Genomic DNA, 24,124 nt, shown 5'->3' with positions numbered 1-24,124 from the left:
GATGCTCGCCGCGTCATCCGTCGAAATCCGCAAGGTCAACAAATACTACGCCAAGTTTCAGGCGCTGAAGGATGTCGACCTGTCGATCCCGCCGGGCAAGGTGACCTGCCTGATCGGCCCTTCGGGCTCCGGCAAGTCCACCCTGCTGCGCTGCATCAACTTCCTTGAGGAATACGATTCCGGCGAGGTGCTGATCGACGGCAGCCTGATCGGCTACGACACGCCGGGCGGGCGCAGGATGAGCGGGCGCAAGCTGCGCGACATGCGCCGCTCCATCGGCATGGTGTTCCAGCAGTTCAACCTGTGGCCGCACATGACCGCGCTCCAGAATGTGGCCGAGGGCCTGATCCGTGTGCGCGGCATGAAGAAGGCCGAGGCCGAGGCCCGCGCCGCCGAGGCGCTGAAGAAGGTGGGGCTGGCCGACAAGATGGCGAACCACCCCTCGCGGCTGTCGGGCGGCCAGCAGCAGCGCGTGGCGATTGCCCGCGCCATCGCCATGGAACCGCGCCTGATGCTGTTCGACGAGCCGACCTCGGCGCTCGACCCCGAACTGGTCGGCGAGGTGCTCAACGTCATGAAGGCGCTGGCGTCGGAAGGCATCACCATGGTCGTCGTCACCCATGAGATGGGCTTTGCCGCACATGTGGCCGATCAGGTGGCGTTCATGGAAAAGGGCGAGCTGGTTGGCGTCGATGCGCCTTCGGGCATTCTCCATCACCCGGAAGATCCGCGCATCCAGGCGTTCCTGAAGACCTATCACGAGCGGAACAGCTTCTGACCGCCCGGCGCAAGATGGTCCGCCCGCTATAAATTGTGCGGATCGAAACAGGCAATCTGTGACGATCCGCACGGTGCGGTTAAGCTCGCGCCATGAGAAAGCGTTCCGATTCGCTGCCGGGTTACGAGCCGGCGCTGGCGATGCCGCAGGCGGTTCCGCGCCTGCCGGGCTGGGTGAGCGCGCGCCGCGATGCAGCCGACCCCGCCACGGCGCTGTTCGTTGCCGGGGCAGCCCTTCACGCCATGGACACGCTGGTGCGCGCGGAACCGATCTGGGCCGGCGCCTGGCGCAACCGGCTGGCGCTTGCCTGCGCCGGGCGCGCCTGCCGCCTTGCCGGCCGCACCGAGACGCCGGAGGCGTTGCGCGACGCGTGGTATCTGTGCCCGAAAGGGTCCGATCCGGGTCCCGCCGGCAACCTCTTTTCCGCCTGGCGCAGGCTTGCGTCGCAGCGCCCGCATGTCGATGCCGACGGTCTGGCCGCCACGGCCGGGCTCATGGGCCTGTCGGGCGATATGGACTGGCAGGCATTGGCCGGTGCGGTCGAGGCGGAAGCGACGTCCGGCAAGCCGGCGCCGGTTGCCGCCGCAGCCGCTGCGGCGCGGATCATGGCGCTCGAGTCGCGCACGGAACTGCTGTGCTGGTGGCTGGCCGATCTGGTTCTGGCCCGCTGCCTTGGCTGGGACCGCGCGGTGCCGATGACGATGTCCATGGCCTTCGACCCGGTATTGCGGGTCGAAGGTGGCCGCTCGAAGCGTATCAGGCCGAACGATCCCGGCTTCGAACAGGCGCTGTGTCTGGCCTGTGTGGAGGGCGTGGCGTCGGCCCTTGGCGAGGCCGCGATCCTTGCGCGCCGCGCGCAGCGTCTTCTGGAGGTGGCGCCGAAGCTGAGGGCCAAGGGCGCGCGCGATGCGCTCGACCTGCTGCTGGGCGACGATGCGGTGGCCGGCACGCTGGCCACGCGCCGGCTTTCGCGCTTTGCCTCGCGGCGGCTGTTCGCACGGCTCGAGCAGTTCGAGGCGGTGCGCGAGCTCACCGGCCGTCCCGGTTTCAGGATCTACGGGCTGTGACCATGGCCGCGGATCGGGACGAGGCGGGAGAACGGGCGGCGAAGCAGTCGCCTCTCATCGACACGGAGCTGGAGCATCTTCCGCCGGAGTTGCGCTGGCGCGAATGGATGAACCGGGTCGAGGCGGTCATTTTCGCCGCTTCCGAGCCGGTCACGCGCGAGGTGCTGGCCAGGGTGGTGGGGCGCGACTGCAATCTCGACCTCATCGTCGACGACATCAGGCAGGAGTTGCGTGGCCGCCCCTATGATCTGGTCAGGGTCGCGGGAGGCTATCAGCACCGCACCCGCCCGGCCTTTGCCGATGCCATCCGCGCCGCTTCGGGACAGGCAGCCGGCAAGGCGGGCCGCCCCTTGTCGCAGACCGAGGCGCTGGTGCTGATGACCATCGCCTATTTCCAGCCCATCACCCGCGCCGAGCTTTCGTCCTTCTTTGCCCGCGAGATCAGCCGCGACCTCATCGGCGTGCTGCGCGGTCAGGACTTCATCGCTTCCGGTCCGCGCAGCCCGACGCCCGGCGCGCCCTACACCTATGTGACGACGAGGACGTTCCTGTCGCATTTCGGGCTCGATACGTTGCGCGACCTGCCCGATTTCGAGGCGCTGGAGGATGCCGGCCTGCTTTCCCGGGACAAGCTTCTGGCGGGCGAGATTCCCTTGTCGATCGCCACGGGGGACGACGCGGAGAACGCGGAAGAGTAGCGCCCGCGCCCTCTGCCCGCGCTTATGCTTCCACTGCCTCTTCTTCGTTCCGGACAGGCTCCTTCACCCGGTGCCACGCCACATAGAGGGCGGGCAGGAACAGCAGCGTGATCGCGGTGCCGGCGATGATGCCGCCCATCATGGCGAAGGCCATCGGTCCCCAGAACACCTCGCGCGAGATCGGGATCAGCGCCAGGCTGGCGGCGGCGGCGGTGAGCGCGATGGGGCGCATGCGGTGGGTGGAGGCGTCCACTACCGCATCCCACGGATGCGCGCCGTCGCGGATGTGGTCCTCCACCTGCACGATCAGGATCACCGAGTTGCGGATCAGGATGCCGATCAGCGCCAGCACGCCCAGTATGGCGACGAAGCCGAGCGGCTTGTCGGCGAGCAGCATGGCGACCGACACGCCGATGATGCCGAGCGGGGCCACCGCCACCACGAGGAACAGGCTCTGGAAGCTCTGCAATTGCAGCATCAGGATGGTCGCCATCACGAACAGCATCAGCGGCACCACGGCTGCGATCGGTCCCTGGCTGTTGGCGCTTTCCTCGACCGTGCCGGCCGTCTCCACCTTGTACCCGGCCGGCAGCCCTGCGGCGAACGCGTCCACCTCCGGCGCAATATCCGTCACGATCGTGTCGGGCATGGTCTTGTCGACGATGCCGGCGGAAATAGTGATGGTGGGGATGCGGCCGCGCCGCCACACCACGGGTTGCTCCAGCTCGTAGCGGAAGTCGGCTATGGCGGCCAGCGGCACGGAATTGCCCGTCCCGGTGGCGATCTGGAGATTTTGCAGTGTCTCGATGGAGTTGCGCTCGGCCTCGCGCGCCCTGACCACCACATTGACCAGATAGGTGGCGTCGCGCACCTGGGTGATGGGGATGCCGCCGACCACGCCGTTCAGGGTGGTGGCGATGTCCTTCGACGAGATGCCGAGCTTGCGCGCCTTGTCCTGCAACACGTCGACGCGCACGACGCGGCCGGGTTCGTTCCAGTCATAGGCGACCACGCCGAGCCGCTCGTCGGTGTCGAGAATGGCGGAGAGCTGCTGGGCGTAGCCGCGCAGCGTCTGGATATCCGGTCCCGAGACGCGATACTGGACCGGGCGGCCGACCGGCGGTCCAAGCTCCAGATATTTGACGAAGGCGTCGGTGCCGGCGAATTCGCGCCGCAGCACGTCGTTGAACTGCTGGCGCAGCCTGTCGCGCGCCGCGATATCCCTGGCGACGATCACCATCTGCCCGTAATAGGGGTTGGAGAGCTGCACGTCGAAAGCCAGCACGAACCGCACCGCGCCTTGCCCGATATAGCTGCTCCAGTGGTCTATATCGGGATTGTTCCTGAGCACCGTTTCCTCGAAACGAACCATCTGCTCGCTCGTGTCGGCGATGGAGCTGTTTTCGGGAAGCCGCCAGTCGATCACCAGTTCGGGCCGGTCGGATTCGGGAAAGAACTGACGTTCGATGAAGGTCATGCCGAAGAGCGCGACAGCGAACAGCACGACCGTGATGACGATCGTGATCCAGCGAAAGCGCATGGCGGCCAGCAGCGCGCGGCTGAAGGCGCGCATCACCCGGCCCGGTTCCTCGCTGTGGTGCTTCATGGCCGCGGGCAGCAGCGTCACGCCCAGCAGCGGCGCGAACAGCACCGCCACGATCCACGACACCAGCAGCGAAACGCCGATCACGATGAACAGCGTATAGGTATATTCGCCCGCCTGGCTGGAGTTCAGCCCGATGGGAATGAAGCCGGCGATGGTCACCAGCGTTCCCGTCAGCATCGGGAAGGCGGTGTGCGAATAGACGTAGGTGGCCGCCTTGTTGAGCGGATCGCCCTGCTCCAGCCGCGCCACCATCATTTCCACCGCGATCATCGCATCGTCGACCAGAAGGCCGAGCGCGATGATGAGCGCGCCGAGCGACACGCGCTGGAGCGATATGTCCATGTAGGACATGGTCAGGAAGGTGATGGCCAGCACCAGCGGAATGGACAGCGACACCACAAGCCCGGCGCGGAAGCCGAGACTGACGAAGCTGACGGCCAGAACGATGACGACCGCCTCGAACAGGGCTCTGGTGAAGCCGGACACCGCATGGTCGACCACCTCCGGCTGATCGGCCACCTTGGTGACGGCGATGCCGACCGGCAGGTCGTTCATGGTCTTCTGCATCAGCGCTTCGAGGGCTGTGCCGAACTCCAGCAGGTTGCCGTTCGGCTTCATGCCGATGGCCAGGCCGATTGCCGTCTCGCCATTGACCCGGAACAGCGACTTCGGCGGATCGACATAGCCGCGTGTGATGGTGGCGACGTCGGAAAGGCGGAAGAAACGGTCGTTGACGCGCAGGTTCACCGCCCGCAGATCCTCCTCGGAGGTGAACTGGCCGCTTACCTGCACGCTGATGCGCTCGGGGCCGGCCTGCACCACGCCCGAGGGGGTGATGGCGTTCTGCGCCTGAAGGCTGTCGAGGATCGCCTGCTGGTCGAGGCCGAGCGCCGCCACCTGCCGCGTCGAGAACTCCAGATAGATCGCCTCGTCCTGCGCGCCGATGAGCTCCACCTTGCCGGCATTGGCAATGGTCAGGATGCGCGAGCGCACGTCCTCGGCATAGTCGCGCAGCTGGCGCATCGACAGCCCGTCGGCGGTGAAGGCGTAGATGTTGCCGAACACGTCGCCGAAGCGGTCGTTGTAGTAGGGGCCGTAGACGCCCTCCGGCAGGGTCGAACGGATGTCGTCGAGCATGTTGCGCACGCGCACCCAGTTCGGCTCCACCTCCTTGCCCTTGATCGTGGACTTGAGGTTCACGAACACGACCGACTGGCCCGCCGTGGTGACGGAGCGGGTGAAGTCCAGCCCGTCCAGTTCTTCCAGCTTCTTCTCGATGCGGTCGGTGACCTGATTGAGCGTTTCCTCCACCGAGGCGCCGGGCCAGTTGGCCTGCACCACCATGGTCTTGATGGTGAAATGAGGGTCTTCCTCGCGCCCGAGCTTCACATAGGAAACGACGCCGGCGATCAGGAATACGGCCATGAAATACCAGACCAGCGAACGGTGGTTCAAAGCCCAGTCGGAAAGATTGAAGCCCTTCAATTCCGCGTTCCCTCGCCTTCAAGCCGCACCTTCTGGCCTTCGGTCAGTTCGCCCGCGCCGGCTGTCACCACATAGCTGCCCACCGGCACGTCGCCGGTGGAAAAACCTGCGCCGGTGCGCTGCACGACATTGACCGGCAGGCTCTTGACCTGGAGCGCCTGCGGGTCCACCAGCCAGACGGAAGTCGCGCCGTCCTTCTCCACGAGCGCGCTGGCGGGCAGGATCGCCGGCGCGGTCGCGGCCGCCCTGTGGGCGACGCGCACGGTGGCGCCCAGACGGAAGCCCGGATCGGGATCGTCGAGGGTGATGCGCAGGCGGCGAAGACGCGTCTGCGGGTCGGCCTGCGGCGCCACCTCGCGCACCGTTCCCTTGCCGGTCACGGCGGGATCGGCCTGCAACCGCACCTCGAATCCGGTGCCGGGCGTCAGCAGGCCGTTCAGCGTATCGGGCACATCGACAACCGCCTCGCGGATGTCGGGGCGGGCCACGGTCAGCACCGGCTGGCCGGCGGCGACGGTTTCGCCGACCTCGGCGTGGACAGCCGAGACGACGCCGTCGAAATCGGGGCGAAGCTGGGCGTAGCCGCGCTGGTCCTCCGCCTTGCGCAGCCCCGCGCGCGCCTTTTCAAGGCCGGCGGCAGCGCTGTCGCGCGCCTGCTTTGCGGTGTCGTAGATCGCCTGCGAAACGCTGTTGGCGGCGAGCAGCGCGCGCTGGCGCTCCTCGCTGGCCGAGGCGCTGGCGAACTGGGCTTCGGCGCTGGCGAGGTCGGCGCGCGCCGACTGCACGGCCAGATCGAGCGCCGCCGGATCGACGGTCGCGACGACCTCGCCTTTTGCGACCAGATCGCCGACGCTCACCGGGCGGCTGGTGATGCGGCCAAGCACACGGAAGGCAAGCGCGGTGCTGTAGCGGGGCTCGATCGTTCCGGTAAAGCCGGTCTCGGCCGCGGCATGCGGTTCCACCACGGTGTAGATCACCGGGCGCGGCAGCACTTCCTGTTGCGGCGCCGGCGTTTCATTGCAGGCGGACAGGAGCAGCAGGGGCGCACAGGAAAGCAGCAGGCGCAGGCGGTTCATGCTCACTGTCCTCCGTTTTGCGTCGCTGCATCCAGAATGTCGACCACCTGCCCCCGATGCAGCATCTGGCCGCCTTTCACCACCACGGTGGTGCCTTCTTCGAGGCCGGAGCGCAGGATGAGCCTTTCGCGCTCATAGGCGAGCACCTCGACCGGGGCCAGGGACACGATGCCGGTATCCGGCTCGACCTGCCAGACCGCCGGTTTGCCGGCGTCGGAGGTCAGCGCGCTCCACGGCAGCACCACCGCCCTTTCGCCGGGCAGATGCACCGAAGCCGTCACCACCGCGCCGAGCGTCATCTGCGGCGGCGGGTCGATGATTTCGACCTTGACGCGCACCGTGCCGGTGCGGGCGTCGACGACCGGCGATACCTCGCGCACGCGCCCTTCGGCTTTCACCGCGCGGTCGGAGAGCAGGGCAAGCGTGACGCGCGTGCCCGGGGGGCCATGGCTGACAAGCGTTTCCTGCACGTCCAGCACCAGGTCGCGTCCGCCATCCTCGGCCAGTGCGAAGGCGGGCTGTGCGGCCTGCACCACCTGTCCCGCCTCGATGTCGCGCGAGGTGACGATGCCGGCCGAAGGGGCGCGCAGCTCGGTATAGGAAAGCTCGTCCCGGGCGTTCTCCAGCGCGCTTTCGGCGCTGGTCAGCGTGTTCCTGGCCGTCAGCCACTGCTGCTCGGCCTGATCGAAACGGCTTCTTGTGGTGAAACCCTGATCGAGCAATTGCCGCTGGCGCTGGTAGGCGGCCTCCGCCTCGACCAGCATCGCCTGCGCCGCATCGCGCGAGGCCCGCGCGGCGCGCAGATTGGTCTGCTGCTCGGCATCGTCCAGCCGCGCCAGAACGTCGCCGGGCTGCACATGCGTGCCGACATCGGCGCTGCGCTCCACGATCTGGCCGCTGACCCGGAAGGACAGGTCCACATTCAGCCGGGCGTGGATGTCCCCCGACAGTTCGAGCGGTGCGGCATAGCTTGCATACTCGACCTTCTGCACGGTGACGGGCAGATTTTCGGCATGGGCGCAGGGGAGGGATGCAGCCATGGCAAAAGCGCCGATCAGGGGGAGGCACAAGTTGCGAGACAATGGTCGTGAACCCATCACTGATCCTGCACTATCCGGTCCGTTCCTGCGCGCTTGCACGCGCTGCCATCATCGGGCACGGGTGACAGCACTAGCATTTCGCAGGTTAAAAATCTCAAATGAAAACAGGGTTCGGAGGTATCCGGTCCGGGGGGCGGCACCCTGCACCCATGCGGCCATATCTGGACTCATTGAAGTTTCAGATTGGATATAAGGTGAGGGCATGGGCTCACCTAAAGTCAGGCAGGCCAGAAAGAACGACCGGCAAGGTTGCAGCCTGGGGCGGACCAGGGATTTCCGCAGTTTCAATGGGAGAAAATCGATGAAACCATTTCAGGCACTGAAGGGGATTGCACGCGTCGCCACGGTCACGGCATCGGTCCTCTATGCGGGGGCTGCCTTCGCCCAGACGACCATCGTCGTGGGCTACCAGCAGATCGTCGGCCCGTTCGTCACCGCCATCGCGGACGGGCGTTTCGACGAGGCGCTGAAGGACACCGGCTTCAAGGTCGACTGGCGCCAGTTCTCATCCGCCGGCGATATTTCCACCGCGCTCGCTTCGGGCAATGTGCCCATCGGCGTCATCGGCTCGACGGGGGCCGCGGCGGCGGCCACGCGCGGCGTCGACATGCAGCTTTTCTGGATTCTCGACAATATCGGCAAATCGGAAGCGCTGGTGGCCCGCGAAGGTTCGGGAATCGAAAAGCCGGAGGACCTCAAGGGCAAGAAAGTGGGCGTGCCGTTCGTGTCGACGTCGCACTTCCATCTGCTGGTCGGGCTGGAGAAGGTGTGGAACATCGACCCGCGCGAGGTCGACATCCTCAACATGAAGCCGCCGCAGATCGTGGCCGCCTGGCAGCGCGGTGACATCGATGCCGCTTATGTGTGGCCGCCGGCGCTGACCGAAATCCTGCAGAACGGCAAGGTCATCTCGGATTCCGAGGTGATCGGCAAGGAAAGCGTTCCGACCTTCGACGGCATCGTCGTGGACCGCAAGTTCGCCGCCGACAATCCCGACTTCATGAATGCCTTCACCAGGGTTCTGGCCGACGCCTATGCCGACTATGCGCAGAACAAGGACAAGTGGACGGCGGATTCCGACGAGGTGAAGAACATCGTCAAGCTCATCGGCGGCAGTCCCGAAGGCGCGGTGGAAGCCTTGCAGCTTCTTGTCTTCCCGACTGCCGATGAGCAGGCTTCCGATGTCTGGCTCGGCGGAGGCGCCGGCAGCGGGGCGGTGCAGGCTTTCACGGAAAGTGCTAGGTTCCTTGTCGAGCAGAAGCAGATCGACCACGCGCTGGAGGACTACACCTCCTTCGTCAACGCGGATTTCGCGGCGTCGGCTGCAAAGTAGCGGTTGAGTGCCGTCCGGCGGCGGCGGCCGCCGGTTCTTCCCATACGGGCCCGCCACGGGCCCGTAGCCTCCGGCGCATGCCCGCAGGACACGACGCGAGAAGGCAGGACATGGAAACGCTCAGTGTAAGCAATGTGAACCTCACCTATCCGGGGCTTCACTCGGATGAAGCGGTGATCGCGCTGAAGGGCGTCAGCCTGACGATCGATAGCGGCGACTTCGTGGTGGCGCTGGGCGCGTCGGGCTGCGGCAAGACCACGCTGCTCAATCTGATGGCGGGCTTCATGGCGCCCACCGCCGGCGAGATCAGGCTGGGCGGCCGCCTCGTCACCGGGCCGGGAGCCGACCGTGGCGTCGTCTTCCAGAAACATGCGCTTCTGCCCTGGCTGAACGTCATCGACAACACCGAGTTCGGCCTGAAGCTGCAAGGGGTGCGCAAGGAGGAGCGCCGCGAGCGCGCGGTGCGCAATCTGGCGCTGGTCGGCCTCCAGGATTTCCACAGGCACATGATCTACCAGCTTTCGGGAGGCATGCAGCAGCGGGTCGGCATCGCGCGGGCGCTGACCTGCGACCCGGCCATGCTGCTGATGGACGAGCCGATGGCGGCGCTCGACGCGCTGACGCGCGAGACCATCCAGGAATTGCTGCTCAGGGTATGGCAGCACACCCACAAGATGTTCTTCTTCATCACCCACAGCGTCGAGGAGGCCCTGTTCCTCGGATCGCGGCTGATCGTGATGTCGCCCCGGCCGGGCCGCATCACCCACACCTACGATCTCGATTTCAACCGCCGGTTCCTCGAAAACGGGGACGCGCGCGCAATCAAGTCCAGCCCCGACTTCATCGAGATGCGGGAAACCATACTGGGGATCATCTATGGCGACGAGCGAGCATCGGGAAATCCGGAGCTGGTCAATGCTTGAAAGGCTGTCGAAGGCGAAATCCGCAAAACCCGGCAAGGTCTATGGCGCACCGGGCGAAGGCTACAGCGGACACATCAGCCTCATCACGGCGCTGGTGCTGATCGGGCTGTGGTTCCTCGTCACCTCGATGGGCTGGGTCAGGCCGCTGTTCCTGCCTTCTCCGATTGCCGTCTACAACAAGTTCATCCTTGCCATGACCGACGGCGTTGCCAATTCCACGCTCGTGGAGCACACGCTGGCCAGCCTTGGCCGCGTGTTCGGCGCCTTCGCGCTGGCCTGCCTCACGGCCATCCCGGTCGGCATCCTCATGGGCGTCAACCGCTTCGTGCGCGGCGTTCTCGACCCGATCATCGAATTCTACCGTCCCTTGCCGCCGCTGGCCTATCTGCCGCTGGTCATCATCTGGCTGGGCATCGGCGAATTTCCCAAGGTCTTCCTGATCTTCCTGGCCATCTTCGCGCCGATGGCGATTGCCGCCCGCGCCGGCGTCCGCTCCGTCTCGACCGAACAGATCCATGCCGCCTACGCGATGGGCGCGACCAGCCAGCAGGTGATCACGCAGGTCATCATGAAGGCGGCGCTGCCCGAAATCTTCACCGGCATGCGCATCGGCATCGGCGTGGGCTGGACCACGCTGGTCGCGGCCGAAATGGTCGCCGCCAGCCGCGGCCTCGGCTTCATGGTGCTGAACGCCGCCGAATATCTGGCCAGCGACACCGTCATCATGGGCATCATCGTGATCGGCGTGTTCGCCTTCGCCTTCGACCTGCTCATCCGCTATCTCGAGAAGATCTTCATTCCATGGAAAGGGCGCGTCTGACGGGCCGCGCGGGAGCGGGGAGGGGCGGAAGCCGGCGCAAATCGCCGGCTTTCGTCTTTGTGGGGATGGGACGATTTCGGTTCTGCCGTAAATTGCCCTCTCCCCGTATGCGGGAAGAAGGTCCCGGCAGGGGAAGAGGGGCAATTCGATCCGAACCTGAATCGCTTTATCGCTCGCGGCCCATGCGCCGCGCCGCCATCCGCTCAAGGGCCAGGAATCCGTCGTGGATCAGCACGGCGATGGCCGCCACGATCAGGCCGCCTTGCAGGACGAAGGCGAGGTTGTTGGAGAGCAGCCCGGCGATGATGACCTCGCCCAGCGTCTTTGCGGCAACGGTGGAGCCGATGGTCGCGGTGGCGAGGCTGATGACGACGGACAGGCGCACGCCCGCCAGCATCACCGGCAGGGCCAGCGGCAGTTCCACCTTCACGAGCCTCTGGGCCGGCGTCATGCCGGCGCCGCGCGCCGCCTCCACCACATTGGCGGGCAGGGTGGTGAGCCCGGTCAGCGCATTCTCGAAGATCGGCAGAAGCCCGTAGAGGAACAGCGCGATCAGCGTCGGTTTCTCACCGAAGCCCACCGCAGGCACGGCCAGCGCCAGCACCGCCACCGGCGGGAAGGTCTGGCCGATATTGACGAGGCTGCGCGACAGCGGCAGGAACTCGGCCCCGAACGGCCGCGTGACGAGGATCGCCAGCCCGACTGCGACGACGATGGCTGCAAGCGTGGCGATGGCCACGGTGCGCAGATGCAGCAGCGTCAGCGTCAGCAGGCTGCCCTGATTGTAGATCGCCGGCGCGTTGTTCTCGGTCAGCGGCTTCAGCAGGGGCTCGAACCAGCCGGGGCTGGTCACGAAGGCGACCAGCAGGGCCAGAAGCGCCAGCCTGGCGATCGTCGGCAGCCACTTCATGCCGGTCCTCCCGTATCCGGCCCCTTCATGCCGGCTTCCTCATGCGGGACACGCCGCCCGCCGCACCAGACCGTCCACGGTCACCTTGCCGATCAGCCTTCCGTTGGCGTTCCGCACCGGCAGGGCCGGCCGCCCGGACCACAGCAGCTCGGCCAGCGCGTCGCGCTGGCTGGCGTCGGCGGCGATGGGCTCGCCTTCGGCCGGGCCTTCCTCCACCGCGTCGCCGACCCGGCCGAGCGAGAGCAGGCGGAACGGCTTTTCGCTGGCCCCCACCAGCGTGTCGACGAAGGTGCTGGCCGGATGCGCCAGTATCCGGTCCGGCGTGTCGTATTGCAGCAGCCTGCCGCCATCCATCACGGCGATGCGGTCGCCCATATGCACGGCTTCCTCCATGTCGTGCGTGACCAGCACGATGGTGGTGCCGAGCCGCTTCTGGATCGCCAGCAGGTCCTCCTGCGCCTTGTTGCGGATGATGGGATCGAGCGCGCCGAACGGCTCGTCCATAAGAAGCACGTTCGGCCCCGCCGCCAGCGCGCGGGCAACGCCGACGCGCTGCTGCTGGCCACCCGAAAGCTCGTGCGGATAGCGGCCGGAGAACTCGCCCGGATCGAGCTGGAACAGGCTCATCAGCTCCTCGACGCGGGCCCTGATGCGCTCGTCATCCCAGCCGAGCAGCAGGGGCACGGTCGCGATGTTCTCCGCCACCGTGCGGTGCGGGAACAGGCCGTGGCCCTGGATGACGTAGCCGATGGAGCGGCGCAACTCGTAGCCCGGCAGCGAGCGGTTGTCCGCGCCGTCGAGCCGGATCGCCCCGCTTGTCGGCTCGACCAGCCGGTTGATCATGCGCAGCAGCGTCGTCTTGCCCGAGCCCGAGGTGCCGACGATGACGGTGATGCTGCGCGGCTCGATGACCATCGACACATCGTCCACGACCGTCGATTCGCCATAGCGCTTGGTGATGCCTTCGATTTCGATCACGACGGGACCTCGCTTTTCCGGATGGAGGTGAGTTCGACAACGGCGTCGAGGACGATCGCGGCCGCGAAGGCGAGCGCCACGGTCGGCAGCGCGCCCAGCAGCACGAGGTCCATCGCCATCTGGCCGATGCCCTGGAACACGAACACGCCGAACCCGCCGCCGCCGATGAGCGCGGCGATGGTGGCGAGGCCGATGTTCTGCACCAGCACGATGCGGATGCCGGTGAGGATCACCGGCAGGGCGAGCGGCAGTTCGACGCGAAGGAGCCGCTGGCGGCCGGTCATGCCCATGCCGCGCGCCGCGTCGTTGGCCGCGCGCGGCACGCCGGCCAGCCCCACCACCGTGTTGGCCACCACCGGCAGCAGCGAATAGAGAAACAGCGCGAGGAAGGCCGGCGCCGTGCCGATGCCGCGAATGCCGAGCGCCGCTGCGCCCGGCACATGGGCAGCGATCCAGCCGAGCGGCGCGATCAGCAGGCCGAAGAGCGCGATGGACGGGATCGTCTGGATGACGTTCAGCACGTTGAGCACGCCCGCCCGCAACGCGTCGACGCGGTGGCACAGGATGCCGAGCGGCAGCCCGACGATGGCCGCAGCGGCCAGCGAGCCCAGCGCAAGCGTCAGGTGCTTGCCGCCCTCGGCCCTGAAACTGTCGGCGCGGCCGGCATATTCCCTGAGGATGGAAAGGCTGTCCCAGCTGCCCGAGGCGAGCAGCAGGCCGAGGCAGGCGGCGGCGCCGGCCAGCGTCAGCATGCGCGCCCATGGCGACAGGGCAAGGCGCGTCAGCACATCGGCGAGCAGCAGGGTGAAGGCGAAGACGAGCAGCCAGAACCCGTGCGCCGGGGAGACGCGGGCGTAAGTGTTGTCCTGTGGCGTGAGGAAGCTGCCCGCCACGCCGATCAGCACGGCAAGGGCCACGAGTGCCGCGAGGCTCGCGCCGAGGCGAAGCATGAGCGGCGTGCGCAACAGGGCGACGAGCGCGGCGGCGGTCACGATGGCCATCAGCGCCCAGCCGGCGGCCGGCGGCAAGGATTCCAGCATGGAGCGCGCTTCGCCGGGCACGATGCGGTTGGCGCGGAAGGTGGCGAAGGGCGCGAAAAGGCAGGCATAGGCGGCAATCGCGGCGATCACCGCGCCGAGCTTGTCGAACCTTGTGCCCACCGCCCCGTCCTGCGCTTTATTGCAGGAAGCCGTTCTGCTTCAGGAAGTCCTCGGCCACCGCCTTCACCGGCTCGCCGCCGACCTGCACGCGGCCGTTGAGGTCCTGAAGCGTGGTGAGGTCGAGCTTCTCGAACACCGGCTTCAGCAGTTCCGCGATCTGCGGGTTCTGCTTCAGCACCGCCTCGCGGATGACGGGTGCCGGCTGGTAGACCGGCTGCACATGCTTGTCGTCGTCGAGCACGACCAGGCCGGAAGGCGCGATTCCGCCATCCGTGCCGTAGACCATGGCGGCATTGGCCCCGTTGGTCTGGTTGGCGGCGGCGGCGATGGTGGCGGCGGTGTCGCCGCCCGAGAGCGTGATGAGTTGCTCCGGCTTCAGCGTGAACCCATAGGTGGTCTGGAACGCCGGCAATGCCGCGGCCGAATTGACGAATTCGGACGACGCCGCCAGCACCACCTGCCCGCCGCCCGAGACATATTTGCCGAAGTCCGTCAGCGTGGCGAGGTTGTTGGCCTCGGCCACGTCCTTGCGCAGCGCGATGGCCCATGTGTTGTTGGCGGGCGAGGGGCTCAGCCACACGATCCTGTTGGCGTCGTAATCCAGCTTCTTCGCTTCTTCATAGGCTTGCGCGGCGTCCTTCCACACCGGCTCGTCGGCCTTCTCGAAGAAGAAGGCGGCATTGCCCGTATATTCGGGATAGATGTCGATCTCGCCGGCGAGGATGGCCTGGCGCACCACCGGCGTGCCGCCGAGCTGGATGCGGTCGCTGGTCTGGATGCCGCTGGCGTTCAGCACGAGCTGGATGATGTTGCCGAGCACGCCGCCTTCCGTGTCGATCTTGGACGACACGACGACCTGCGCGCTCGCGGATGCTGCGGAAAGGCCGAGCGACAATGCGGCCACGGCTAAGGTTCTGATCGGAAACATCGCAAGGAAACCCCTCTTCTGGACGGGTGGCTTTCACCGGTCGAGGATCTGTAACGCGTTAACCCTGCGAGGGTTTCATGAAAATCGCGCCGCCGCTCCTGTCTCCTGACAATTCGCCTGCCTCACCTGCCGGGCCGGAAGGCCAGCAGGCGCATGGCGTTCATCGTCACCAGCACGGTCGCGCCCGTATCGGCCAGCACCGCCATCCACAGACCCGACAGGCCGGTGACGGTGGTGACGAGGAACACCGCCTTGAGGCCGAGCGCGATGGCGACGTTCTGGTGGATGTTGCGCATGGTGGCGCGCGACAGGCGGATCATGCCGGCGACGTCGCGGATGCGGCTGCCCATCAGGGCGGCGTCGGCCGTTTCCATGGCCACGTCGGTGCCCGAACCGATGGCGACGCCGACGCTGGCTGCGGCAAGGGCAGGGGCGTCGTTGATGCCGTCGCCCACCATTACCACCGTGCCGTCGGTGGCGAGCTTGCGGATCTCCTCCACCTTGTTGTGCGGCAGCAGTTCGGCCCGCACCTGCATGCCGAGCTTTTTGCCGATCGCATTGCCGGTGCGGGCGTTGTCGCCGGTCAGCATCACGCTGTCGATGCCGAGCCGGGCCAGTTCGGCGATGCCCGCGGCGGCGTCCGGGCGCGGCTCGTCGCGCATGGCGACAAGGCCGGCCGCCACGCCATCGGCGACGACGACGGCCACGGTCTTGCCGTCGCTTTCCAGCGCGGTGGCGGCTCCGGCCAGTTCGGGCGGCACGCGGCCCGCTTCTCCGGCAAAGCGTGGCGCACCGATGAAGATGGCCTGCCCGCCGGCGCGGCCTTCCATGCCCCGGCCGGCAATGGCGCGGATGTCCTCGCCGGCGATGAAGGACGCCCCGGTCTCTTTCGCATGGTCGACGATGGCCGTGGCCAGCGGGTGGCTGGATTCGCGCTCTATCGCCGCCGCGACGGCGATCAGCCGCGCCGCGTCGCCATCCGCCGCGACCACGTCGGTCACCTTTGGCCTGCCAAGCGTCAGCGTGCCGGTCTTGTCGAAGGCGATGGTTTTGGTCCCGGCCAGCGTTTCGACCACGGACCCGCCCTTGATCAGCATGCCGTGGCGCGCGCCGGCGGAAAGGCCGGAGGCGATGGCTGCCGGAACGGAGATGACCAGCGCGCAGGGGCAGCCGATCAGCAGCAGGGCAAGTCCGCGATAGATCCATTCGTCCCATGCGCCAAATCCGGCCAGCGGCGGCACGATGGCGACCAGCGCCGACAGCGCCACGATGGCCGGCATGTAGACGCGCGAGAAGCGGTCGATGAAGCGCTCTGTCGGGGCCCTGGCTTCCTGTGCGTCCTCGACCAGCGCGATGATGCGGGCGATGGTGTTGTCGGACGGCGCGCGCTCCACCTTGATGCGCAGCGAGCCGTCATGGTTGATGGAGCCGGCATAGACCGCGCTGCCTTCCTGCTTGGCCACCGGCACGCTCTCGCCGGTCATCGGCGATTCGTCCACGCTCGACATGCCGGCCAGCACCACGCCGTCGGCCGGAATGCGGTCGCCGGGCCGGCACACCACTGTCTGGCCGATGGCGAGCCGGTCGGTCGGCACTTCACGCAGGCTGTTGCCGTCCTCCACCATGGCGGTGCGCGGGATGAGCGAGCCCAGCGCCTTGATGCCCGAGCGGGCGCGTGCCGCCGCAAGTCCCTCAAGCACCTCTCCGATCAGGAACAGCAGCACCACGACAGCCGCCTCCTCGACCGCCCCGATGATCAGCGCGCCGATGGAGGCGATGCTCATCAGCATCTGGATGGTGAAGGGGGCGCCCATGCGGGCGGCCGCGAAGGCACGCTTCGCGATCGGGGCGACGAGGACCAGCGTCGCCGCCGAAAACACGTAGCGGCTGCTTTGCGGCCAGAAGAACTCCGCCGCGAAGGACAGCGCCACCAGCACCACGCCGATGGCCGCATGGCGCGACTTCACGCTCTGCCACCACGGCTTTTCGCTGCGCGCCGCAGGGGATGCCGACGGGGCGGGGGAGGCCGCGACCTCCGCTGGCGCGTGGGCATGGTCGTGCCCGCAGTCCGCGCCGTGATCGTGGCTGTGCGCGTGATCGTGCTCATGGTCGCGGGTTTCGGCGGACGGCTGCAAGGGGCCGGACTTTCCATCCAGCAGGGTCGGCACGAAACCGAGGCTGCGCACGGCCTTCTCGATGGAAGCGACCGGCGTCTGCACGGCATCCAGCGACAGCGCCAGGCGCTCCCGCGTCACCGACACATTTACGTCCGAAACGCCGGGCAGATGGCCGAGCGCAGCGGTGATGGTGCCTGCGCAACTGGCGCAGTCCATGCCTTCGACACGGAAAACGAGTGCCTCCGCATTGCTCGCGCGCGATGTTCCGGGCCGGGTCATGATGCAGTTCCTTCTTCCAGTCCGGCCAATGTAGTTTCTCTAGCGACTGGAGGTTCAAGGGGTATTTTGCAAATTTTTTCAGGGTGTCTTGAAGAAATCCGGCAGGCGCACGATAGTGCGCCGCCTCGACCCGGAAGCTGCGGCTGCCGGACCTCCCGGCCGTCGCATATGCGCACAGGCCGGGCTGGCAGAGGAAAAACCGACAGGCGCCGCCGTCCTTCATCTCCCGGCAGGGAGGATGTGGTCGGGCGAAACCCATTCAATCGACGCCAGCGCGAGGAAGGATGCGGCAATGACCGACACGGCACTGCGGACTGCTGACCAGCCGCTCGGCAAGCGCGACCTGATGAAGCGCTTCGCCGCCTATTACCGGCCGCATCGCAAGCTGTTCGCGCTGGATTTCGGCAGCGCGGTCGCCGCCGGCCTGCTGGAGCTGGCCTTCCCCATGGCGGTCACCGTGTTCATCGACCGGCTGCTGCCGACCGGCAATCTCGGCGTGATCGCGCTGGCGGCGCTCGGCCTGCTGCTCGTCTATGCGCTGAGCGCCGGCCTGCATGTCATCGTCACCTACTGGGGGCACATGCTGGGCATCCGCATCGAGACCGAGATGCGCCGCAAGGCGTTCGACCATCTCCAGAAGCTGTCGTTCGGCTTCTTCGACAACATCAAGACCGGCCATCTTGTGGCGCGTCTGACCAAGGATCTGGAAGAGATCGGCGAGGTGGCCCATCACGGTCCGGAGGACGTGTTCATTGCCGTCATGACGCTGATCGGCGCGTTCCTTCTGATGCTGTGGGTGCACGTTCCGCTGGCGCTCGTCACGGCGATCATCCTGCCGCTGTCGGCGCTGATCACCATGTACTATGGTGGCCGCATGACGCGCACCTGGCGCGCGATCTACGGGCGCGTCGCCGAGTTCAACGCCCGCATCGAGGAAAATGTCGGCGGCATCCGCGTGGTGCAGGCGTTCGCCAACGAGGACCACGAGCGCAAGCTGTTCGCGGAGAACAACCGCAACTATCTGGCCACCAAGCTGGAAGCCTACAAGGTGATGGCGGCCTCCATGTCGCTCTCCTACCTCTCCATGCGTTTCGTGCAGGTGGTGGTGATGCTGGCCGGCTCGTACTTCGTGGTGCATGGCGAGCTGACGCCCGGCGGCTTCGTCGGCTTCCTTCTGCTGGTGAACGTGTTCTTCCAGCCGCTCCAGATGATCAACACGATCATCGAGATGTATCCCAAGGGTATTGCCGGCTTCCAGCACTACCTGCGCTTCCTCGACACGCGGCCCGACATCGCCGACCGTCCCGCCGCCATCGAGGCGAGCGGGCTGAAAGGCGACATCGAATACCGTCATGTCCGCTTCGGCTACGGTTCGGACAGGCCGGTGTTCGGGGACCTCAACCTGAAGGTCAATGCCGGTGAGACGGTGGCCTTCGTCGGCTCGTCCGGGGCGGGCAAGACCACGATCTGCTCGCTGCTGCCGCGCTTTTACGAGGTGGAGGCCGGCTCGATCCTGATCGACGGCATCGACATACGCGACATGACGCTGAAATCGCTGCGCTCGCATATCGGCATCGTCCAGCAGGACGTCTTCCTGTTTGCCGGCACCATCCGCGAGAACATCGCCTATGGAAGGCTCGACGCCACGGAAGCCGAGATCGCGGAGGCGGCGCGGCGCGCCCGGCTCGATCAGGTCATCGCCTCGCTGCCGGCCGGACTCGATACGGTGATCGGAGAGCGCGGCGTGAAGCTGTCGGGCGGCCAGAAGCAGCGGCTGGCGATCGCACGCATCTTCCTGAAGAATCCGCCGATCCTCATCCTCGACGAGGCGACCTCCGCGCTCGACACCGAAACCGAGCGGGCGATCCAGCAATCGCTGGCCGATCTGTCGGAAGGCCGCACCACGCTGGTCATCGCCCACCGGCTGGCGACCATCGCCAATGCCGACCGCATTCTGGTGGTCGAGGAAGGCCGCATCGTGGAAGAGGGCAGCCATGCCGAACTGCTCGCCCGCCCCGACGGGCGCTATCGCACGCTGCATGCCGTGCAGGCGGCGGCACGATGAGCCGCCGCTGGAGCAATTCCAGCAAACGTGCGAAGCGGTTTGCGTTCGGAGTTGCGTAAGAACAGGCGCTTAAGGCGCAAGGAGCGAACCTGAAGGATCGCGCCGCGCCCTGACGCCGGTCCCGCCAGCGAACCGGCATTCTGCCCAGCATCTGTTCGAGCGTGCTGCACAGCGGCTCGGGGTCGAGGCGTCCGGCCGCGATGGCGTCGTCCACCACGCCATGCATTCCATCGAACAATATGAGAGCGGCAGCCCGCGCATCCGGCAGGTCCCACGCGCCTGCCTGCTGGCCGCGGACAACAACTGGCTGAGCTGGTCGATCACCATGTCCTTGTCCTTGTCCTGTGAGCGGCGGCGGTCATGGGTGAAATCGTGGAAAACGAGGTCGTGCAGGGGAAAATTGGCGACATAGGTCGCAACCGCAGCCCTTAGCCACGCAAGGAAGCGCGCGTGATGATCGCCCTGCGGGGCGGCCTCTATGGCGATGGCGGCGCGTGCGGTGAAATCCTGCGAAAAGCGCGCCCGCAGCGCCAGCAGCACGTCCGCCTTGGTGGCGAAGTAGTGGTAGAAGGTGCCCTTCGCGACGCCGGCTTTCGCCACGATGTCATCGACGGTGGTGGCATACACGCAATTTTCGATGAACGGCACGGCTGCCGCCGGCATCAGATGGTCTGAGCGTGATCTTCATCGGCGCGCTGACCTATGCGCTGACCGGCGCCGGCAATGCGTGCCGGCGCGTGCCGGCGGTGGTGATCGCTCTCGTCGCCGCCGTCCTGTCGGGCGCTCTTCCCGGCTGATCGCCCACCCGGTTCCAATGCGTGTCGCCTTCCCCCCGGCGCCCGCATGGGAACCGGGAGGATGATCCGCCGCCTGTTACTCGGCGGGCTCGAAGGTAAAGGGTTCGGCGGCCTCGAACTTTCCGGAAACCTCGCCGCTGAAAATGTGGCGCTGGTCGGGGCCGAGATCGAGCTTGCGCACGCCGCTGCCCTCGGCGAAGTCGATCTTCTTCACATCCACCCAGAACACGTTCGGCGAATACACGGACTCGAAATAGTAGAGCATGTCCTTGTGGTCGGCCACGGTGCGCCAGCGCGTGGTCGACAGGTTGGGCTGGTCGTCGATCGAGATGCCCCATGGCGCCGAGGCGTTGCGGATGACGCTGAACACGGCGGCGGCCGCCTCGCGCATGTCGTCTGTCTTCGGAATCGCGTTGATGAGGAAGGAGGCGCGCGCGAAGCGGTCTTCCGCGCGGCTGGTGCCGGGCATGAACACGTTTCCGGGAACCTTGCCCCAGTAGCGGGTGATGGCGAGCTGGTCCTCGAAGCGGGGCTCGTTGGTCATCACCTGGTAGTCGCGGCTGTGGTGGATATCCAGCTTGCCGTCGATCCATTCGAAGATCGCGCTGTCGCCCGTCGCGTCGGACAGCGACAGGTGCAGCGTGGTGAGCTTGCCGGGACGGCCGGGCACTTCGCCGGTGGCCGGATAGAGCGGTGTGGTGCGCGCATGCTCGACCGCCTCGGCAACGGTGGCGAACTGGTCGAGGAAATATTGCGCCCAGACCGAGAGCGAGATGCGCGGCGTCTGCCCGTCATCCTCGGGATACTGCGCGTTCACAAGCCACAGCACGTTTGCCACGAGGCCCTTTTCATTGATGCCGTCCGTTGTCGAGATGTCGTAGCCCGACACGATCACGCTGCCATAGCGCGAGGTCCATTCGACCGATCGCGGGCCTGCCGCCCCGTTGCGCTTCATTCCCTGTGGAAATGCCCACAGGTTGGAGATCATCTCGTCCTTCCAGTCCATGGAGCGGGCCGTGAGGTTGCGCCCTTCGGGGCCGTGATAGACCACCCGCGTGCATGCTTCCGCGATATTCGCGGCAAGCAGCGAAGCCGCGAGAATCGTGCTGGCGATGAGCCTGAGCTTCATGTTCGTTTCTCCTGAAGGGAACCCTGGCAGACAGGGCAATGTGGGATGGAACCGTCCGGCATTGCAGGGGAGACCTGTGTGGCGCTGGACGGGCTTTGCGTCATTGATCTGGCGCAAGAACTCTGGACGAACGGTGAAACCTCCTTTTTCTGCGCCGCGCTTTCCCGTTTGTGGACTTTCAGCGTACAGCGATTTCCACTTTGGCGATACATGATCTAGTTTTGCTTGCAAGGCATGATTGTCGGAGTCGAGCGTTCATGTGGGATATCCTGCTGGCTTACTGGCCGCATTTGCTTGCTGCCCTTTCGGTGGTGGTCGCGGCGGTGGCCGGCATCCACGCGGCCATGACCAAGGACGAGGTGCGTTCGGCCATCGGCTGGGTCGGCGTCATCATCCTTTCACCCTTTGTCGGCGCGCTGATCTATGCGGTCGCCGGCGTCAACCGCATGCGGCGCGACAGCATTGCGGCGGAACGCTCCGCGGCCGGCCACGAGAAGGCGTCGCATCCGGGAGCCGATGTGAGCGAGGAACTGGTGACGGAGCGTTTCGGCGCCCGGTTCGCCGCGCTGGGGAAGGTCGGCGACAAGCTCACCCATCACCGCATGGTTGCCGGCAACACCATCGACATGCTGGGAAGCGGCGACGAGGCATATGCGGCGATGGTCGGGGCCATCGGGGGCGCGCACCGCAGCATCGTCCTCGAAACCTATATCTTCGACCGCGACCCTGTCGGCCTGCGTTTTGCCGATGCGCTGATCGCGGCCGTCAGGCGCGGGGTCGCCGTGCGTGTGCTTATCGACGCGGTGGGTGCCCGTTATTCGGTGCCCAGCATCGTCGGCTATCTGCGTGAGGGCGGTGTCGATGCCAAAGTGTTCAACGGCAGGATCATCGTCGGATTGCGCCTGCCCTATGCCAATCTGCGCACGCACCGCAAGATTCTCGTCGTGGACGGAGCGGTCGCCTTCGCTGGCGGCATGAACATCAGGCAGGGCTTTACCACCGAGTTTGCCGGCGGGGCCAGCGCGCGCGACACGCACTTCCGCATCCGGGGGCCGGTGGTGGCCGATATTTTCGCCATTGCCGCCGAGGACTGGAACTTCGCCACCGACGAGAGGCTCGATGGCGAGGCATGGCGTGTCGAGGAGGTGGCGGTCGAACCCGGAAGTCCGGTCTTCATGCGCGCGCTGCCGTCCGGTCCCGACGCCAGCCTCGAAACCAACCACAAGATGCTGATGGGCGCGTTTTCCGTCGCCAGCCGCTCCATCCGCATCATGTCGCCCTATTTCCTGCCCGACCGGGAACTGATCAGCGCGCTGACCACGGCGGCCCGCAGGGGGGTCGACATCGACATCGTGGTGCCGGCCGCTAACAATCTCGTGCTGGTCGACAGGGCCATGACCGCCCAGTTCGACCAGGTGCTGCGCAGCTATTGCCGCGTCTGGCGGGCGCAGGGTGCGTTCGACCATTCCAAGCTGCTGGCCATCGATGGCACATGGGCCTTCGTCGGTTCCTCGAATCTCGACCCGCGCTCGCTGCGGCTGAACTTCGAGATCGATCTGGAGGTGCTGGATGCCGGATTTGCCGGGAATATCGATGCGCGCATCGCCGCGGTCATCGACAGGGCGACGCCGGTTACGATGACCGAGTTGCGGGCGCGGCCGTTTCCGGTGCGTCTGGTGGATCGTCTCCTGTGGCTCGGTTCGCCCTATCTTTGACGGAAAACAGTTTCATGCACATCGGGCGTTGCATCGCGATTCGTGCTTTCCTAATTTTAGGGGAAAGCTCCGACTCGCATCGCCAGAGCGATTCCGGCAAAAGTGCGAAGCGGTTTGCGTTCGGAATTGCGTAAAACAAGAGGTTGGAGCGTTTCCGCGATTGGCAGAAAAGCGGAAATTCTCCAACCGGTCTGCGCCAGCAGCAGGGAGACGGCAAGGAACAATGCAAAAGTTCGGCAATGGGCTTCCGGCCAGCATCCTGGAGCGGCTTCGCATGCGCCGCGACCATCCGGGCCGTGTGCCGGCCGTGGAACGCGGCGGCGAGCCCGGCGTGGTCGTGGCTTCCTACAATGTGCACAAATGCATCGGCACGGACGGCCGCTTCGATCCCGAGCGCACGGGCCGCGTCATCCATGAGATCGGCGCCGATGTCATCGCCCTTCAGGAGGCCGACAAGCGCTTCGGCAACAGGGAAGGGCTTCTCGATCTGGCGCGTCTCGAACGCGAGGCGGAGCTTACGCTTGTGCCGGTCTTCGGCAAGGCCAGGGCGCATGGCTGGCACGGAAATGTCGTGCTGTTCAGGCGCGGCATGGTGCGTGACGTCCACCAGTTCAGGCTGCCGGGGCTGGAGCCGCGCGGCGCCATCATGACCGAGATCGACCTGGAAGCCGGCGGCAGCATCAGGATCGTGGCCGCCCATTTCGGCCTTCTGCGCCATTCGCGCGCATTGCAGGCGCGCGCCATCCTCGACATCATGAGCGACAGCGCCGACACGCCGACGCTGCTTATGGGCGATCTCAACGAATGGCGCCTCAACGACCGCTCGGCGCTCGCCCTGTTCGAGGAGGCGTTCGGGCCGCTGCCGCAGGCGGTGCCGAGCTTCCCGTCGCGGCTGCCCCTGCTGGCGCTCGACCGCATCATCGCCAACCGCTCGGACATCGTCTCCCCGGTCACGGTGCACGACACGCCCCTGGCGCGGGTCGCTTCCGATCACCTGCCGATCAAGGCATTCGTCAGGCTGGCCGGCGCCGATGGCGACACGGACGCGCAGGGGCGGGGCGAACGCCGCGCCGCCTGAGCCGGACCTGAATCCGCACCTGTCAGGCATCGTCAATTCCCCTTGCTATGCTGCGCGATAAGCCTTCCGGCGGTAGGCCGGA

The 24,124-nt window shown here is 66.4% G+C and carries 19 protein-coding genes; 9 read left to right on the top strand and 10 right to left on the bottom strand.

Translation table 11 applies throughout. The features are described 5' to 3' along the window. The first annotated feature begins 1 nt into the window (after position 1). The 3 genes from DES43_RS06725 (at position 2) to scpB (ending at position 2,543) form a co-directional block, all read left to right on the top strand. Entirely contained in the window at positions 2 to 778 is a 777-nt protein-coding gene (locus DES43_RS06725) for an amino acid ABC transporter ATP-binding protein (protein WP_035024855.1), read from the top strand. A 92-nt stretch (positions 779 to 870) separates the two neighbouring features. Next, entirely contained in the window at positions 871 to 1,845 is a 975-nt protein-coding gene (locus DES43_RS06720; protein WP_084496423.1) for a DUF1403 family protein, read from the top strand. Positions 1,846 to 1,847: 2 nt separating this feature from the next. After that, entirely contained in the window at positions 1,848 to 2,543 is a 696-nt protein-coding gene (gene scpB, locus DES43_RS06715; RefSeq protein ID WP_035024853.1) for an SMC-Scp complex subunit ScpB, read from the top strand. 22 nt (positions 2,544 to 2,565) lie between these two features. On the opposite strand, the gene DES43_RS06710 is transcribed toward scpB, so the two are convergent. The 3 genes from DES43_RS06710 to DES43_RS06700 are packed head-to-tail and all read right to left on the bottom strand — an operon-like array spanning position 2,566 to position 7,750. Continuing rightward, on the bottom strand, positions 2,566 to 5,574 hold the full coding sequence (locus tag DES43_RS06710) for an efflux RND transporter permease subunit (protein ID WP_245264665.1): 3,009 nt from the start codon (positions 5,572 to 5,574) through the stop codon (positions 2,566 to 2,568). 56 nt (positions 5,575 to 5,630) lie between these two features. Continuing rightward, positions 5,631 to 6,710 carry an efflux RND transporter periplasmic adaptor subunit gene (locus DES43_RS06705; protein WP_035024849.1) on the bottom strand — a complete coding sequence of 360 codons (1,080 nt, stop codon included), beginning with the start codon at positions 6,708 to 6,710 and terminating at the stop codon, positions 5,631 to 5,633. Between the two features lie 2 nt (positions 6,711 to 6,712). Then, the gene (locus DES43_RS06700; protein WP_245264663.1) at positions 6,713 to 7,750 is read right to left on the bottom strand and encodes an efflux RND transporter periplasmic adaptor subunit; all 1,038 of its coding nucleotides are present in this window, start codon (positions 7,748 to 7,750) and stop codon (positions 6,713 to 6,715) included. A gap of 361 nt (positions 7,751 to 8,111) precedes the next feature. Here DES43_RS06700 and tauA point away from each other — a divergent pair, with 361 nt between their 5' ends. The 3 genes from tauA (at position 8,112) to DES43_RS06685 (ending at position 10,886) form a co-directional block, all read left to right on the top strand. Further along, positions 8,112 to 9,143 carry a taurine ABC transporter substrate-binding protein gene (tauA, locus tag DES43_RS06695; RefSeq protein WP_035024846.1) on the top strand — a complete coding sequence of 344 codons (1,032 nt, stop codon included), beginning with the start codon at positions 8,112 to 8,114 and terminating at the stop codon, positions 9,141 to 9,143. 110 nt (positions 9,144 to 9,253) lie between these two features. Beyond that, positions 9,254 to 10,066 (top strand): taurine ABC transporter ATP-binding protein, encoded by an 813-nt coding sequence (locus tag DES43_RS06690; protein ID WP_035024844.1) that lies wholly within the window; start codon positions 9,254 to 9,256, stop codon positions 10,064 to 10,066. Next, positions 10,059 to 10,886 (top strand): ABC transporter permease subunit, encoded by an 828-nt coding sequence (locus DES43_RS06685; protein WP_035024842.1) that lies wholly within the window; start codon positions 10,059 to 10,061, stop codon positions 10,884 to 10,886. Before DES43_RS06690 ends, DES43_RS06685 begins: the two co-directional genes overlap by 8 nt. Before the next feature lie 166 nt (positions 10,887 to 11,052). Here DES43_RS06685 and DES43_RS06680 read toward each other — a convergent pair whose 3' ends face one another. The 5 genes from DES43_RS06680 to DES43_RS06660 all read right to left on the bottom strand — a co-directional run bounded on the left by DES43_RS06680 (position 11,053) and on the right by DES43_RS06660 (position 17,258). Beyond that, positions 11,053 to 11,796, bottom strand: a complete 744-nt coding sequence (locus DES43_RS06680; protein WP_035024840.1) for an ABC transporter permease — start codon at positions 11,794 to 11,796, stop codon at positions 11,053 to 11,055. Positions 11,797 to 11,835: 39 nt separating this feature from the next. After that, positions 11,836 to 12,774, bottom strand: a complete 939-nt coding sequence (locus DES43_RS06675; RefSeq protein ID WP_035024837.1) for an ABC transporter ATP-binding protein — start codon at positions 12,772 to 12,774, stop codon at positions 11,836 to 11,838. Then, a complete protein-coding gene (locus DES43_RS06670; protein ID WP_035024834.1) occupies positions 12,771 to 13,934 on the bottom strand; it encodes an ABC transporter permease in 1,164 nt (387 codons plus the stop codon). The genes DES43_RS06675 and DES43_RS06670 overlap by 4 nt, the downstream gene beginning before the upstream one ends. A gap of 16 nt (positions 13,935 to 13,950) precedes the next feature. Next, complete coding sequence (gene osmF, locus DES43_RS06665; RefSeq protein ID WP_035024831.1) at positions 13,951 to 14,862, bottom strand: glycine betaine ABC transporter substrate-binding protein OsmF; 912 nt, start codon at positions 14,860 to 14,862, stop codon at positions 13,951 to 13,953. Positions 14,863 to 14,984: 122 nt separating this feature from the next. Further along, the gene (locus DES43_RS06660) at positions 14,985 to 17,258 is read right to left on the bottom strand and encodes a heavy metal translocating P-type ATPase (protein WP_035024829.1); all 2,274 of its coding nucleotides are present in this window, start codon (positions 17,256 to 17,258) and stop codon (positions 14,985 to 14,987) included. Positions 17,259 to 17,550: 292 nt separating this feature from the next. Here DES43_RS06660 and DES43_RS06655 point away from each other — a divergent pair, with 292 nt between their 5' ends. Next, positions 17,551 to 19,323, top strand: coding sequence for an ABC transporter ATP-binding protein (locus DES43_RS06655; protein ID WP_051520472.1), 1,773 nt, complete (start codon positions 17,551 to 17,553; stop codon positions 19,321 to 19,323). 69 nt (positions 19,324 to 19,392) lie between these two features. Here the strand turns inward: DES43_RS06655 and DES43_RS06650 are convergent, their stop codons facing one another. Then, positions 19,393 to 19,986 (bottom strand): TetR/AcrR family transcriptional regulator, encoded by a 594-nt coding sequence (locus DES43_RS06650; RefSeq protein WP_051520452.1) that lies wholly within the window; start codon positions 19,984 to 19,986, stop codon positions 19,393 to 19,395. Positions 19,987 to 20,196: 210 nt separating this feature from the next. Next, the gene (locus DES43_RS06645; protein ID WP_035024826.1) at positions 20,197 to 21,249 is read right to left on the bottom strand and encodes a linear amide C-N hydrolase; all 1,053 of its coding nucleotides are present in this window, start codon (positions 21,247 to 21,249) and stop codon (positions 20,197 to 20,199) included. Between the two features lie 257 nt (positions 21,250 to 21,506). Between DES43_RS06645 and DES43_RS06640 the strand changes: the two genes are divergently transcribed. Then, positions 21,507 to 22,964 carry a phospholipase D-like domain-containing protein gene (locus DES43_RS06640; RefSeq protein WP_035024823.1) on the top strand — a complete coding sequence of 486 codons (1,458 nt, stop codon included), beginning with the start codon at positions 21,507 to 21,509 and terminating at the stop codon, positions 22,962 to 22,964. 223 nt (positions 22,965 to 23,187) lie between these two features. Then, positions 23,188 to 24,042: an endonuclease/exonuclease/phosphatase family protein gene (locus DES43_RS06635; protein ID WP_035024821.1), complete on the top strand. Its 855-nt coding sequence runs from the start codon at positions 23,188 to 23,190 to the stop codon at positions 24,040 to 24,042. The last annotated feature ends 82 nt before the right edge of the window (positions 24,043 to 24,124 follow it).

The sequence above is a fragment of the Aquamicrobium defluvii genome, assembly GCF_004363725.1.
Taxonomy (GTDB): domain Bacteria; phylum Pseudomonadota; class Alphaproteobacteria; order Rhizobiales; family Rhizobiaceae; genus Mesorhizobium; species Mesorhizobium defluvii.
The sequence above is the reverse complement of the archived record's forward strand: the minus strand, read 5'-3'. Positions and strand labels throughout refer to the sequence as shown.

Coding starts and splice junctions, on each gene's coding strand:
- DES43_RS06690 (WP_035024844.1), top strand. CDS start 9,254: ATGGAAACGCTCAGTGTAAGCAATGTGAACCTCACCTATCCGGGGCTT.
- DES43_RS06700 (WP_245264663.1), bottom strand. CDS start 7,750: ATGGCTGCATCCCTCCCCTGCGCCCATGCCGAAAATCTGCCCGTCACC.
- DES43_RS06655 (WP_051520472.1), top strand. CDS start 17,551: ATGACCGACACGGCACTGCGGACTGCTGACCAGCCGCTCGGCAAGCGC.
- DES43_RS06680 (WP_035024840.1), bottom strand. CDS start 11,796: ATGAAGTGGCTGCCGACGATCGCCAGGCTGGCGCTTCTGGCCCTGCTG.
- DES43_RS06685 (WP_035024842.1), top strand. CDS start 10,059: ATGCTTGAAAGGCTGTCGAAGGCGAAATCCGCAAAACCCGGCAAGGTC.
- DES43_RS06650 (WP_051520452.1), bottom strand. CDS start 19,986: ATGCCGGCGGCAGCCGTGCCGTTCATCGAAAATTGCGTGTATGCCACC.
- tauA (WP_035024846.1), top strand. CDS start 8,112: ATGAAACCATTTCAGGCACTGAAGGGGATTGCACGCGTCGCCACGGTC.
- DES43_RS06635 (WP_035024821.1), top strand. CDS start 23,188: ATGCAAAAGTTCGGCAATGGGCTTCCGGCCAGCATCCTGGAGCGGCTT.
- DES43_RS06645 (WP_035024826.1), bottom strand. CDS start 21,249: ATGAAGCTCAGGCTCATCGCCAGCACGATTCTCGCGGCTTCGCTGCTT.
- DES43_RS06660 (WP_035024829.1), bottom strand. CDS start 17,258: ATGACCCGGCCCGGAACATCGCGCGCGAGCAATGCGGAGGCACTCGTT.
- DES43_RS06640 (WP_035024823.1), top strand. CDS start 21,507: ATGTGGGATATCCTGCTGGCTTACTGGCCGCATTTGCTTGCTGCCCTT.
- DES43_RS06710 (WP_245264665.1), bottom strand. CDS start 5,574: ATGGCCGTATTCCTGATCGCCGGCGTCGTTTCCTATGTGAAGCTCGGG.
- DES43_RS06725 (WP_035024855.1), top strand. CDS start 2: ATGCTCGCCGCGTCATCCGTCGAAATCCGCAAGGTCAACAAATACTAC.
- scpB (WP_035024853.1), top strand. CDS start 1,848: ATGGCCGCGGATCGGGACGAGGCGGGAGAACGGGCGGCGAAGCAGTCG.
- DES43_RS06705 (WP_035024849.1), bottom strand. CDS start 6,710: ATGAACCGCCTGCGCCTGCTGCTTTCCTGTGCGCCCCTGCTGCTCCTG.
- DES43_RS06720 (WP_084496423.1), top strand. CDS start 871: ATGAGAAAGCGTTCCGATTCGCTGCCGGGTTACGAGCCGGCGCTGGCG.
- osmF (WP_035024831.1), bottom strand. CDS start 14,862: ATGTTTCCGATCAGAACCTTAGCCGTGGCCGCATTGTCGCTCGGCCTT.